Source organism: Saccharopolyspora sp. NPDC000995, from assembly GCF_053599315.1.
On record NZ_JBSFLZ010000168.1, the window covers coordinates 1 to 12,888 of the forward strand.

The following is a 12,888-nucleotide window of genomic DNA, read 5'->3' on the forward strand; positions in this document are numbered from 1 at the left end:
GTGTCGACCCGACCAAACCAAGATGATCAAATACCAGAACATGACGACCAGGCCGAGTTGATCAACCCTCATGTGCGGAATGCCCGGCTAGCGGCAATCCAGGTAGAGGCTGTCAGCAGGGACACCGTTCTGGCGTAGGCGGAATGTCGTCCAGCCGTTGTGGTCGAGCTTTTGGCATGGATCGAAGCCGTACATGTTGATGCCGACCCATCGGCCGGGTGCGCATGAGTGGTGTACGTGGACGTAGTAGTCGAACAGTCCCGCTGATTCCGTCCACCAGGAGAAGCCGCAGGCGGCTCGTTGTTGCGTGGTGTCGTGTCCGGAATCGGATGCTGCCGTGGCATGGGTGGCACCGGCAGTGAACGCGGCCAGCATGCTCATCGCGGAGAGACAGAGCGCGGCGGACCGCCGGCGTCGGCGGCGGGTATCCGAATCGCCCGTCGCTGCAACGGTTTTGCTCTCCGAGCAAGAATGATCGGTTCTTTTCATTGCGATACACTCTTCTAATGTGGACACACTTCATCCATGGGAGGAATGTGAATGGAAGGAAAAGATCAGGATTTCGCTGGACGCAGCGGGTTATGAGTTGGTGCGTTATTGCTTGGCCCTGGCTACCTGCTTGGTGAGGTAAGGGCGAAGCAGGTTGCGACGCTGCCGTTCACCCAGCCGGACACACCGGTGGTGACGTCGGTCAAGTTGACCCAGTGCGGTGTTGTGGATGTACCGCCGAGGAACTGGTGGACGCGGTAGTCGTGGTGTGTGTAGTAGATGCCGTCGACGGGCGACTTCAGGTCGTTGGACCTGTGGATACGGGCACCGTCCTGAATGGAGAAGCTGTATCCAGCCGGGCAAGAACCTTCCGCGTACGCGGCTCCGCCCACACCTGACATCAAGAGTCCGGCAAGGACGATGGTAACGGTGGTAAACCCTTTTGTTCTCATTGAGATCTCCTATTCATGGCGGATCGCTGGGCCAATGAGCGAGGCGGTCGGGGGACGTGGATGTTCACCGAGCGAGATGAACGGTCGGTCGGCGGAGGCCGGGGTTGCCCGTGCGGTGAGCAACCCCGGTCGGTGGGGGTGTGGCGTTGTGCGCACGGCGGCTACCTGGTGTGGGGGTGGTGCGGCGCTTGGGTTGGCCAACTGGCCAGGCCGCAGGTTCCGCCGAGGCAGCCATAACCGGGTCCAGCATCGGCCGCCGCGGTTCCTGCGGCGGCGGGCAACGCCACGACCACGCTGAACCAGGCCGTGATCAGGGCTCGTCGCGTGAGTGTGTTCATGGGATTCTCCTGACTTCTCGGGTTTTCTTTCAGTCCGCATTCCGGGCACACGTGTCCTGATGCGGGAGTTCGAGCGGAGACAGCCGCGGTTTCAGTGCGGGTGGATGCGGAGGACGGCCGCGGTCCAGGTCATGCCCACACCGATGCCGAGCAGTACGACGTGGTCACCGGGGTTGACCAGGCGTCGTGTGAGGAGGTGGTGCAGGTCGACGATCTGGTCGGAGGCACCCATGTGCCCAAGAGCTCGGCCGAGGAAGGCGGTCGTGCGGCCCTCGGGGATGCCCAGGGGCGCGAGACAATGGCGTTGGGTCAGGTTGTCCCCGTAGTGCGGGCAGAGCACCCAGCTGATGTCGTCGAGTTCGAGCTCTGCGGCATACAGCGCGGTCTTGAGTACGGCGTTCACGCCGGTGGTGTTGATGCTGTCGACGCTGCCGGATCCTCCGTGAGCGGCGAGCCATTCTCCTTTCCGCTGCCGCAGTTGGATCGGTGGCCGGTAGGTGTCACCGCTGTACCACTGGGTGGAGCCACGGTGCAGGGCTTCCAGGCCGGGTGAGGCGTGGGAGGCGGTGGAGATCAGAGTGGCCACCGCTTTCGTGTGCGTGTCGCGGTGCAGGAGGATGGCGGATCCGGCGTCGCCGTAGACGACGCCGGCATCTGCTTGCCACCGGTCGAAAAGCGGAGAATGAAAGACATCCCCGGCGGTAAGCAGAGCAACGCGCCCGGATTGGCCCTCCAGGACACTGGCGGCCAGTTGCAGACCGGCGACCATGCTGTTGGACATCGCGTTGATCGACAGCGTTATCGGGGTGTCGACGCCGATCTGGTCGGCAACGAAGGAGGACGCGGACCAGAAATCGATCGCCGGGTCATGGATGGTGGCGTGAAGATGCAGATCCAGGTGCCGCGTTCCCGCCTGGAGTGCTTGGCGACCGGCTTGCACCGCCAGCTCTGGGCCGGTGCGACCGTTAGCGACGGCGACGGAGTCTTGCCGGTTCCGGTGGGCTTGCTCTGCGCTGTAGCGGCCGGCGTTGATGGCCTCGGTGACGGTCACAAGATCTCCCACGACAGCGCCGAGTCCGTTGATTGTGATCCCGTGGTGTCGCACCGTGGATCACGCCCCGAGCTGGGTGCGGGGGCCGATGAACCAGACTTCGCGGAAACCGCCGACACCGCTGGCGCAGCCCCGGCTCACAGCGTGGAAGAAGTCGATCTCGCGGTGAATGAACCCGAGGAACACCGGCGAGTTTCCGGGCTTGCTGACCACCGACAGATAGCCCCATTCCTCGCCGTCCAGCCACCGCAGACGAAAGAACGTACGGGAATGGCCACTTCTTTGAACTGTTCGAATAATGATCACTCCGTCCCGCGCGCAGCGCGAAACCAGAAAAAGAAGAAAGGGTGCGAGCAACGCAGATTTCCTGCTTCAAGGAGAAGCGTTCGACGCTGAACAACCTCACCGTGACACGACCGGAAGGGCGCTGTCAGATTTTGGCCGTCCCCGACGCCCAGGTACACCAAGACGGGTGAACACCGCAGCGTCGACGCCCCTGTGACCAGGCGCTTAAAGGTGCGGCCGTCTCGCGAGAGAGGTTTCCAGCCCTTACTTGGCGCGCAGTGTCGACGCTGCTCTCACAGCGCGGCAACAGTGGCTCGATTCGCTCCCACAGCTCGTCGGGCACGATCCATGGTGGCTGCTCGCCTTTTCTCACGCGTCCATGATCGACGATCAAGGAACCTCAGGCACGGCAAGTTATCAATTTGTTAGGAACTCTAAGCTCCCCTTGTTCGCGTGAGCGCGCCGACCTCAAAGAGCTCTGCAAGGATGTAGTGGAGCTTCTGCTCGTGCGCGAGGAAATGCCGCCCGAAATGCAGCGATCACGAACCGCTGTGGACCGCGGCTACCTCCAAGCCCTGGACTGGCGCAGCCCCACGTTTCGTTTGAGGCCCTTGTAGTACGACGCGTGCAGCCCTTTCGGGCCGGTCTGCTGCGAGTTGTAGGAGAACGACACACCCGCGGTGCCTCCGACAGTGGTGAACTTCGACGACGACGCCTGGGTGGAGACGTTGCCGTTGGCCAGGTTCACCTCGACCGTGCCGACATCATCGGTCGGCGAGGGACCGTGGTCACCGATACGCAAATCGACCTTGACATGCCCCACCCAAGGCGAGGTTGTGCTGGTCAGGTTCGCCACCGTCGTGATCTGCCAGGTGTGGGCGACACCGTCTTGCAGCACCCCGGTCGGGATCGTCCACTGTGGTGCGTCCAGGCAGCCGGATTCCACCACCGCACCGGTCTTCGCGTCCGCCAGGCGAGTCCGGCAGTGCTCGTGGAGAGAACCGTTCATCCAGCGGCACTGCCCGCCGCCAACCCTGTCACCCGCGAGCGGAGAAGGTACATGCCGACGGTCGTCACCCGCGCGCAGCAGGGTGCTGGTGAATCACTGATGACCTGGGATCCGGGATACTCTGACCCCGTCATCGGCTACGCCAGCCGAAGCCGCACAACCCCGTGTCCAACATCCGGGGGCAAGGCTCCTGAAAGTCTTGCCCTGATCTCGGTTCGGCCGTCGGTACCGCGCCGGAAGGAGCTCACCCACCACGGACGGGCTCAGCGCTGGACCGGGTCACCGTCGGCGCCTAGGAAGACCTCGAGTTCGACGGGGGTCGGGGCGGCCTCCCAGTCGCCGGGGCTCGTGCACATCACGGCGCCACAGGCGTTCGCCCGGGCGAGCTTCTCCTTGACGCTCCAGCCTTGCACGTCGCCACTGAGGTAGCCGGCCACGAACGCATCCCCCGCTCCCACCGTGTCGACGACATCGACGCGATGGCCAGGTGCGTGGACCACGGTGCCCTCCGCGTACGTCGACGCGCCGTCGGCGCCTCGCTTGACGACAATCTCGCGCGCGCCCGTGGGGTCTAGGGCGCGGGCCAGCTCGGAGATCGCCGAAGAATCATCCGCCACGCCACCGGGAACCACGTACGCCAGTTCCTCGGGGGAGCCGAACACGAGGTCCGCCTCCCCGACGAGCTCACCCAGCACCTTCGCGGCGATGTCCGGGGGAGCGAGCGTCGACCGGTAGTTCACGTCGACGCTCACGCGAACCCCGGCGGCCCGCGCCCGCCGCACGACGGAAAGACACGCCTCGCGCGCGGAGTCCGACAGCAACGGAGTGATGCCGGTGAGATGCACGAGCCCGACGCTCTCGACGAGACCCGCGGGCACATCCGTGGCTGCCAGCCGCGAACCGGCGGAACCCGCACGGTAGTAGTACACCCGCGACGTCCCCGGCCCCGTGAGCTCCTTGAGCATGAGCCCGGTCGCCGCCTCGGGGTCGATCTTTGCCCGCATGTCGACGCCCTCGCCGCGGATCTCGCGCACGACCCGTCTGCCCAGCGAGTCGTCTCCTACCCGGCCGATCCACGTGACCGGAACCCCGAGCCTGCTCAGGCCGACGGCGACGTTCGTCTCCGCGCCACCGATCCCCACGTGTGCTTCGGACACGTGCGCGAGCGAACCGATGCGCCCGCCGGCGAGCAGGCCCATCGTCTCGCCCAGCGTCAGAACCCGAGAGGCCGTCATTCGGTTCCACCCCCCGCGCACACCTCTACGAACCGCAGCGCCCGTTCCGCGAGCGCACCGAGTTCGCCGCCCTTCAGCGCGTCCCCGAGCAGCGGACCACCGACGCTCACCGCCGCCGCACCGGCCGCGAGCCACGCCCGCGCCGATTCGAGATCCACCCCACCAGACGGGATGGCGGACAGATCCGGGAACGGACCGCGCAGATCCTTCAGGTATCCGGGACCCACCTGGCCCGCGGGGAACACCTTCACCGCGGAGACGCCACGGTCCCAGGTGGAGAACAGTTCCGTGGGAGTGAGACCACCCGGGACGATCGCGATATCGCGTTCGAGGGCCCGGTCGACGACCGCGAGATCGGAGACCGGCGTGACGAGGTAGTGCGCTCCCCCATCGGCGGCAGCGTCCACGTCGCCGGGTCGCGTCACGGTGCCGATACCGATGTCAGCCGTCTCCGCGTACCGTTCGACGATCCCGGGCAGCGCGGCGAACGTCCCAGGAGTCGTGAGCGTGAGCTCGAAACTCCGCGCCCCCGCCTCGACCATCGTGTCGATGACCGGCACGTAGTCTTCGGCGCGCTCGCCTCGGATCACCACGACGAGCCGCGAGGCGGCGGTCCTCCCCGGCAGGGTCTGACGCTGGCCCATGGCGTGTGTCCTTTCTCGACTCACCAGTCGTGCACGGTGCCGTCGAGCAGGCGGTTCACCGGAAGGTAAGCGGCGGTGTACGAATGGCGCGCGGCGATCTCCTCGTCGAGCTCCACGCCGAGACCAGGGTTGTCGCCGGGATGGAGGAAGCCGCGGTCGAACGTGTACGACGTGCGGAACGTCTCCAGCGTCAGCTCGCTGTGCGGCATGTACTCCTGGATGCCGAAGTTGTGGATCGCCAGGTCGATGTGGAGTGCGGCCGCCATGCCGATCGGCGAGACGTCGGTCGGACCGTGGATGCCGGAGCGGATTCCGTAGATGCCGGCGAAGTCGAGGAGCTTCTTCATCCCCGTGACACCGCCGGTGTGCGTGGGCGCCGACCGCACGTAGTCGATGAGCCGCTCGGTGATGAGCGTCTGGTAGTCGTACACCGAGTTGAAGACCTCACCGGTGGCCAGCGGGGTCGTGCTGTGCTGCCGGACGAGCCGGAACGCCTCCTGGTCCTCGCCGGGCGTCGCGTCCTCGAGCCAGAACAGGTCGTACGGTTCGAGCGACTTCGCCAGCCGAGCTGCCTCGATCGGCGACATGCGGTGGTGTCCATCGTGGAGCAGCCGCAGCTCAGGTCCGAACTCCTCGCGCACCTTCTCGAAGATCGACGGGACGTGCCGCAGGTACGCGGGCGTGTCCCAGTCCTCCTCCTCGGGGCGCGTCGCGGCGCTGCCGTCGGACGCGCGATGCGCGGGCTCGTAGTCGTACCTCTCCCCCGGCTTCGCCGTATCCGAGACGCCGTACACCCGGTCGAGACCGGGAACGCCCGTCTGGATGCGCACCGCGGTGTAGCCCTCGCCCACGTACCCGCGGATCGCCTGGGCCAGCGCCTCGTAGTCGTTTCCGGAGGCGTGCGCGTACACGCGGAGCTTGTCGCGGCTCGCTCCGCCGAGCAGCTGGTACAGCGGAACGCCCGCCTTTTTCGCCTTGATGTCCCACAACGCCATGTCGACGGCGGCGATCGACGCCATCGTCACGGGCCCACGTCGCCAGTACGCGCCGCGGTACAAGTACTGCCACGTGTCCTCGATGCGGTCCTCGTCCCGGCCGATGAACGTGCTCGCGAGATGGTCCCGCAGGTAGGCCGCGACAGAGAGCTCCCGCCCGTTGAGCGTCGCGTCGCCCCACCCGACGACCCCGTCGGACGTGACGATCTTGAGGGTGACGAAGTTGCGTCCGGGGCTCGTGACGATGACGTCGACGGTCGAGATACTCACGGTGCTCGCTTCCTTCCGGGGCCACGTGATCGGTGATGTCTGTCTAAAGTGGATGTTTCGGGAACCGCCTCGGATGCGACTAGCCACCGCACCCGAGGCGGGTACTCAGAGCCTGTTCTGCGAACCTGCTTTTGGTCTTTGTCTTGAAGCGCCGCCAGGCGCTTAGCCCACCTAAGCAGCTGGCACCGCCGCGGGTTCTCAGACGTCGTCTGGCGAGGACAGCCCGTTAGCCGTGTATTGGACATACACAAAAACGGGCTCCCGCAGTCCAGGCGGCGTCTGAGGTTCCGCCACCCGCACCGCAAAGCAAAACGAGTCAAGAACAGGCTCTCAGACCGCGTTGCGCGGATCCCTCAGGTCGCGTCCAGCGACCTCGGGCATGAGCAACGTCCCGATGAGCGGGCAGACGGTGAAGATGCCGAGCATGATCGCGATCGGGATCCACGATCCGCTCGCCGCGGCCACCCAGGCCGCCACGACGACGGGGCCGATACCGGTGGCGATCATCGCGGCGATCTCCCTGATGACACCGGTCGCGGCGTACCGGTGCCGGGCGCCGAAGATCTCCGGCAGCGTGAGGTTCTCCAGCGAGGCGAGCGCCATGACCGACACGTTGTGCATCACGATGTAGCCGACGAACAGCTGCGGGACGTCCGCTCCCGCGATCGCCATCATCGTCGGCACGATGAGGATCAGCGAGATCACGCTCATCACCTGGTACATCCGGCGACGGCCGAACCTGTCGCCGAGCGCACCGACGATCGGCACCGTGACGAACGCACACAGCGAAGAGACGATCACGACGCTCGTGCCCACCGCAGCCGACATCGCAAGCGTGACGGTGATGAACGAGACCATGTAGGTCTGCAGGATTCCCGAGTTGCCCGCCTGTCCGAATCGCAGCAGGAACGCGGGTACGAGCGCCCGCCACTTCTTCTGCTTGAGTGCCTCGAGCATCGGGATGTCGTTCTCCTGCTCGGCCTTCGCCCGGATCTCGTCCGTCGTGAGCGCCACGCCGTCGTTGATGTGGGAGCTCTCCTCGAACACCGGGCTCTCCTTGAGCCGGAACCGGATCCACACGGCGAACAGCAGGATCACGGCGCTGCCGAGGAACGGGATGCGCCAGCCCCACGCGAGGAGCTGCTCTTCGGAGAGAACGGCGACGAGGATGCCCCAGATCGCCGACGCACCGAGGGTGCCGCAGTTCGTGCCGAGCGCGACGAGCGACGCGATGATGCCGCGACGCTTGGTCGGCGCGTACTCGGCGAGCATGACACCCGCGCCGGAGATCTCCGCACCGGCGCCGAAGCCCTGCACGAGGCGCAGCACCGCGAGAAGGATGGGCGCGAGGATGCCGATTTCGTGGACGGTCGGCAGGGCGCCGATGAGCGTCGTCGCACCGCCCATGAGGGCGATCGTGATGAACAGGACTTTGGTGCGGCCCACCCGGTCCCCGAGCCGTCCGAAGTACCACGCACCCACGGGGCGGGCGAGGTAGCCGACGGCGTAGGTCGCCATCGCGGACACGACCGCGAGCGCAGGGCTCTCGCCGGCGAAGAACAGCTGGCCGAAGACGAGCCCGGCCGCGAGCGAGTACAGCTGGAAGTCCATGAACTCGAGCGCGGTGCCGAGCCACCCGGACATCGCGGCTCGTACGAGATCGCCGGTGCTGCGTTCGGCCGTACCGTCCTTTGCGGTACCCGTGTCGGGCGGCGGTGCTGAAGTGGACATCGTTGTTCCTTACTTCGGTTTTCGGCGGAGAGGGGACGGGTGGAGGGGAAATCAGAACTCGATGAGGACCTTTCCGGATGCAGCGGAGTCCTTCGCCGTCACGAATGCCTCCACCGCTTCGGCTGCGGGGAACACGTGCGTGACGACCTGGGCGATCGAGGGGTGGGCCGCGAGCACGTCGACGGCCTCGTCGATCTCCGTCGAGAAGCGGAACGTGCCGCGCAACTGCACTTCCTTCGACACGAGCGGCGCGAGGTTCACGCCGATCGCTGTGTCGGCAAGCATGCCGACTTGGACGACGGCGCCTGCGCGGGCCGCCGACGCAACCGCTTGCGTTAGCGACGCGGGCGCACCCGAGCACTCGAACACGACAGGATGGGAAGTCGTCGGGACGTCGTCGCGTCCGATGAGGAACGTCTCGTGGGCGCCGAGCGCGCGGGCTCGTTCGAGGGCGGATTCCTGGATGTCCCCGACGGCCACGTGCTCGACGCCGCGAACGGCGAGCGCCGCGACGATCAGCAGGCCGACGGGGCCGGCGCCGAGCACGAGCGCGCGATCACCGAGGTCGCCGCTGGCGATCGTGAGCGCGTGCAGCGCGACGCCGAGAGGCTCGGCGAGCGCGGCATCCCGCAGCGACAGTCCTTCGGGCAGCCTGCGGAGCATGGGCTTTTCTACGAGCACGTACTCCGCGGCGGCGCCCTGGCGGTGCGGGAAGTCCGCGGCGCTGCCGAGGTAATCGCCGCCGGGCCACAGGTGCGGCCGGTCCGCGATGCCGTCCACCGGGGTGCCGTACCGCGCGGGGTGCACGGTCACCGGCGTGCCCTTCGCCCACTCACCACTCGGATCGGCTTCGACGGTCGCGGAGAACTCGTGACCGGGTGCGAAGGGCTCCCGGACAAGGTTCTCCCCGTTCTTGCCGTGGAAGTAGTAGTGCAGGTCCGAACCGCAGATGCCGACGTACCGCACGCGCAGCAGCACCTCACCGTCGACGGGTTCGGGGACGGCGACGTCCTCGAGGCGCATGTCCTCGGCACCGTGGATGAACAGGCCCTTCATCGATGATCAGCTCCAGGAGGTCGGCGAGGGATGCTCAGCGGGAAGTGGCGACGTCGGCGGCCGCGGCGCGCGCACCGTCGCGGATGATGTGGGTGAGCAGGTCGGCGACCCGGACGGTGAAGGCGTCCTGCTCGGCGAGGGCGTCCGGGAAGAAACCGCCGTTCATGATCCGGCGCACGTGGTCGGGAACGGTCACAGCGCCGTCGACAGCGGCTGCGAGCCGGTCGCGGGCCGGTTCGACGATGCGCTCGGCGAGCTGGCCCGGGGTGAAGCCTGCCGGCGGGGCGACGCACGCGATCCACGCGGCGGTGCACAGCGCGAGGTGGTGCGGCATGTTACCGCGCCGGAGGTGGAAGAGCGCCGCGTCGGGGATGCGCTGAAGGAGCTTGACGGATCCGTCGGTGCCCACCTGAGTGGTCGCATGCCCGATGAGCGGGTTGCGCCACCGGGCGTCCAATTCGGACACGTACGCGTCGGCGTCGAATCCGGTGGGCGGGGTGAACGTCGGGAGGTAGTCGTCGGTGATCTCATTCAGGACCGCCTCGCGCACGAAGTCCTGTCCCCACGCGACGTCGATCGTCGGCGCGCCGGAGAGGATTCCGAGGTAGGCGATGAGCGAGTGCGATCCGTTGAGCAGGCGCAGCTTGACCATCTCGTACGCCTCGAGGTCGGTCGAGAACATCGCGCCTGCCAGATCCCAGGCAGGACGGCCGCCCGCGAAGTCGTCCTCGAGAACCCACATGGTGAAGTCCTCGGCGGGTACGGGGCACCGGTCCTTGACGCCGAGCAGATCCGCGACGAGACGTGAGTGCTCGTCGGTCGTCTTCGGCACGATGCGGTCGACCATCGCGTTCGGGAACGACACCGACGAGGACACGAAGGACAGGACGTCGTCGCTCACGCCTGCCGCCTGCAGGAACTCCTCGACCACGGCGCGCGTGACGTCGCCGGAGGACTGGAGGTTGTCGCAGGACAGGACGGCGAACGGTTCCCCCGAGGCGGCGCGCTTCTCGAGACCGCGGGCGATCATGCCCACCGCGGTGCGCGGCGTCGATCCTGCCGCGAGGTCCGCGGCGACGCCGGGGTCGTCGAGCGCCAGCCTGCCGGTCGCGGGATCGCGCGTGTAGCCGACCTCGGAGATGGTGAGCGTGACGATGCGGTGCGCCGGATCCGCGATCGCGTCCACGACCGCGGCGGGGTCCTGGGCGGCCACGCCGGTGTCGCGGTGGACGTCGACCACGCCCGCCTCGGCGCCGTGTTCGGTGAGCTGGAGGATCGAGTAGACGTTGTCCTGAGCTCGCATCGGAGCAACGACCCGGTCCGACGAGTGCGCGAAGCCGCGGATACCCCAGTCTCCACCGGCGGCCGCCATCGCCTGCGCGGTGTAGACCGCGCCGTGCGCGCGATGGAAGTTGCCGAGGCCGAGGTGGACGATTCCCGTCCGTTCCGGCGCGGACGCTCCGAGGAGCGATCCCGCGGGCACGCTCTTCCGGCCCAGTGGCTGTGTCATGACGTCCTTGTCCCTCCACGACGCACGGGCGGTCGTCCAGCGCTGCCGCACATTGCGTTTCACATTGCGAACCGATCGTTTTGCATGTCGGACCACAAGTTAAACTTGTGTTGAGCGCAATGCAATATCGACCGGGATGACAATGGAGCCATGGAGACCGAACCCACACCGGACACGCCACCCGTCACGAGCCTCGACCGCGCACTCGTCGTGCTCGAGACGGTCGCGACAGCGGGCCCCGAGGGGCTCGCGCTCAGCGAGATCGCGGCACGCACAGGGATCAACAAGGGGTCGGTCCACCGAATGCTCCGCGGCCTCGCGCACCGCGAATACGTGGCGCGCGACGGTGACGACCGCAACTACATCCTCGGCGAGGCGCTCAGACGGCTCGTGCGGACCTTCGGTGCTGGCGACAACCTGCCGCTGCTGTTCCGGCCGCTGCTGCTCGAGCTGTCGCGCCGGACGGAGGAACTCGTCCACCTCGGAGTGCTCGACGGACGCCGCGTCGTCTATCTCGACAAGATCGAGCCGGAACGCTCTGTCCGCGTGTGGTCGCGCGTCGGTCGACGCGCGCACATCGCGAGCACGGCACTCGGACGCGCGCTCATCGCCGCGGCTCCCCCGAACGACTCACTCCTGACCAGCTACGTCACGGAAGCCGACCCCGACCACGCGCACCCCACGCTCGGCGACCGGTTCCGCGACGCGGTGAACACCGCGCGCAGGCGAGGATGGGCGATCGAGAACCAGGAGAACGAAGCCGGGATCGCCTGCGTCAGCATCGCCCTCACGTCCACGACCTCGCAGGACGTCGCGATCAGCGTCACCGGCCCCGCCGAGCGCATGACCACCGACCGCCTAACCGAGATCGGCTCCCTGCTCCGCGAACTCGCCGCCGACCTCGCCCCGGAGGAGTACACCCTCACGCCGACAACGGGGTGAGGCGAGCGCGGGAGGCCTCGCGGCCTCAACGGCAGCCTGTCGTGTCGAGCCGTACGGTGCTTACTGAGATCGATCCAGGGAACAGGCCTGCGCCGATGGTGGCGTCGACATGTCCGACCACCGGTGGCCACCGACGTTGAGCCGCCGTCCTCGATCCGTTCTTTTTCGCGATCGTCATGCCATGCGGTGGCACCAAAGCCACGACGGCTACGCCGACGGTGGTGCACCTGTTCTACACACCAGCGGCGAAAGAGTCGTGGCCGGTGATGTGCGTTTGTACCGCATGTGGGTGAGTGTGCCGTACCGGAGGCAATATTCAGCAACGCTGCGAGAGGGCCGGTACTGCATCAACCGTTTCGCCTGGGTAGGCCGACGTCGATCAACGGGACGGGTAACCGTGTCAATGCCGAAGCACTTTCGCCCTACCAGTGCGCGGTTTTCAGCGGCCACGACGAGTACTGGACAGCCCAGATGCGAACCCACGTCGACGACTACGTCACCACTGGCGGCCACGTGGCCCGGTTCGCCGGAAACTTCATGTGGCAGAGCCGGCTCGACCTCGAGCAAGGCACGCAGACCGCGTACAAGTACGACGCCGCACACCGCGACCCGGTCGCCGGCACCGAAGCGCAGCACCTGTTGACCGGCGCGTGGGAGGACTCGGCCGTCGGCAACCCCGGTGCCACGACGTTCGGAGTGAACGCGCTGCGTGGGATGTACACGGACTTCGGCGCCTTCGCCCCGCGCTCCTCACGCGGCTACACCGTCTTCCGCCCCGAACACTGGTGACCCTGGTGGTTAATTCTCGGGTTGGGTGAGGGTGTGTTGGGCAGGCCCGGGATGATGATCTTGCGGCAGTCTTGTGGTGTCTGGCCGCAGGA

The 12,888-nt window shown here is 66.9% G+C and carries 14 protein-coding genes; 2 read left to right on the plus strand and 12 right to left on the minus strand.

Annotation, left to right across the window (positions count from 1 at the left end; genetic code table 11):
- Nucleotides 1-87 precede the first annotated feature (87 nt).
- The 12 genes from ACWDKQ_RS32565 to ACWDKQ_RS32620 all read right to left on the minus strand — a co-directional run bounded on the left by ACWDKQ_RS32565 (nucleotide 88) and on the right by ACWDKQ_RS32620 (nucleotide 11,065).
- A complete protein-coding gene (locus tag ACWDKQ_RS32565) occupies nucleotides 88-516 on the minus strand; it encodes a hypothetical protein (protein WP_450142604.1) in 429 nt (142 codons plus the stop codon).
- 95 nt (nucleotides 517-611) lie between these two features.
- Nucleotides 612-941: a hypothetical protein gene (locus ACWDKQ_RS32570; protein WP_450142605.1), complete on the minus strand. Its 330-nt coding sequence runs from the start codon at nucleotides 939-941 to the stop codon at nucleotides 612-614.
- Between the two features lie 161 nt (nucleotides 942-1,102).
- The gene (locus ACWDKQ_RS32575) at nucleotides 1,103-1,279 is read right to left on the minus strand and encodes a hypothetical protein (protein ID WP_450142606.1); all 177 of its coding nucleotides are present in this window, start codon (nucleotides 1,277-1,279) and stop codon (nucleotides 1,103-1,105) included.
- Nucleotides 1,280-1,370: 91 nt separating this feature from the next.
- A complete protein-coding gene (locus ACWDKQ_RS32580) occupies nucleotides 1,371-2,330 on the minus strand; it encodes a ketoacyl-ACP synthase III family protein (protein WP_450142607.1) in 960 nt (319 codons plus the stop codon).
- A 60-nt stretch (nucleotides 2,331-2,390) separates the two neighbouring features.
- Nucleotides 2,391-2,687 (minus strand): hypothetical protein, encoded by a 297-nt coding sequence (locus ACWDKQ_RS32585; protein ID WP_450142608.1) that lies wholly within the window; start codon nucleotides 2,685-2,687, stop codon nucleotides 2,391-2,393.
- Nucleotides 2,688-3,177: 490 nt separating this feature from the next.
- Entirely contained in the window at nucleotides 3,178-3,624 is a 447-nt protein-coding gene (locus ACWDKQ_RS32590) for a hypothetical protein (RefSeq protein WP_450142609.1), read from the minus strand.
- Between the two features lie 263 nt (nucleotides 3,625-3,887).
- The gene (locus tag ACWDKQ_RS32595) at nucleotides 3,888-4,859 is read right to left on the minus strand and encodes a sugar kinase (RefSeq protein WP_450142610.1); all 972 of its coding nucleotides are present in this window, start codon (nucleotides 4,857-4,859) and stop codon (nucleotides 3,888-3,890) included.
- On the minus strand, nucleotides 4,856-5,503 hold the full coding sequence (locus ACWDKQ_RS32600) for a bifunctional 4-hydroxy-2-oxoglutarate aldolase/2-dehydro-3-deoxy-phosphogluconate aldolase (RefSeq protein WP_450142611.1): 648 nt from the start codon (nucleotides 5,501-5,503) through the stop codon (nucleotides 4,856-4,858). The genes ACWDKQ_RS32595 and ACWDKQ_RS32600 overlap by 4 nt, the downstream gene beginning before the upstream one ends.
- Before the next feature lie 20 nt (nucleotides 5,504-5,523).
- Nucleotides 5,524-6,768 (minus strand): D-mannonate dehydratase ManD, encoded by a 1,245-nt coding sequence (gene manD, locus ACWDKQ_RS32605; RefSeq protein ID WP_450142612.1) that lies wholly within the window; start codon nucleotides 6,766-6,768, stop codon nucleotides 5,524-5,526.
- A 330-nt stretch (nucleotides 6,769-7,098) separates the two neighbouring features.
- On the minus strand, nucleotides 7,099-8,499 hold the full coding sequence (locus ACWDKQ_RS32610; RefSeq protein ID WP_450142613.1) for an MFS transporter: 1,401 nt from the start codon (nucleotides 8,497-8,499) through the stop codon (nucleotides 7,099-7,101).
- Between the two features lie 51 nt (nucleotides 8,500-8,550).
- Nucleotides 8,551-9,555: an L-idonate 5-dehydrogenase gene (locus ACWDKQ_RS32615; protein ID WP_450142614.1), complete on the minus strand. Its 1,005-nt coding sequence runs from the start codon at nucleotides 9,553-9,555 to the stop codon at nucleotides 8,551-8,553.
- 34 nt (nucleotides 9,556-9,589) lie between these two features.
- On the minus strand, nucleotides 9,590-11,065 hold the full coding sequence (locus tag ACWDKQ_RS32620) for a mannitol dehydrogenase family protein (RefSeq protein WP_450142615.1): 1,476 nt from the start codon (nucleotides 11,063-11,065) through the stop codon (nucleotides 9,590-9,592).
- Nucleotides 11,066-11,215: 150 nt separating this feature from the next.
- On the opposite strand from ACWDKQ_RS32620, the gene ACWDKQ_RS32625 reads away from it, so the two are divergent.
- Both ACWDKQ_RS32625 and ACWDKQ_RS32630 read left to right on the plus strand, forming a co-directional pair.
- Nucleotides 11,216-12,007: an IclR family transcriptional regulator gene (locus ACWDKQ_RS32625; protein ID WP_450142616.1), complete on the plus strand. Its 792-nt coding sequence runs from the start codon at nucleotides 11,216-11,218 to the stop codon at nucleotides 12,005-12,007.
- Nucleotides 12,008-12,292: 285 nt separating this feature from the next.
- Nucleotides 12,293-12,796: a N,N-dimethylformamidase beta subunit family domain-containing protein gene (locus tag ACWDKQ_RS32630; RefSeq protein WP_450142617.1), complete on the plus strand. Its 504-nt coding sequence runs from the start codon at nucleotides 12,293-12,295 to the stop codon at nucleotides 12,794-12,796.
- The last annotated feature ends 92 nt before the right edge of the window (nucleotides 12,797-12,888 follow it).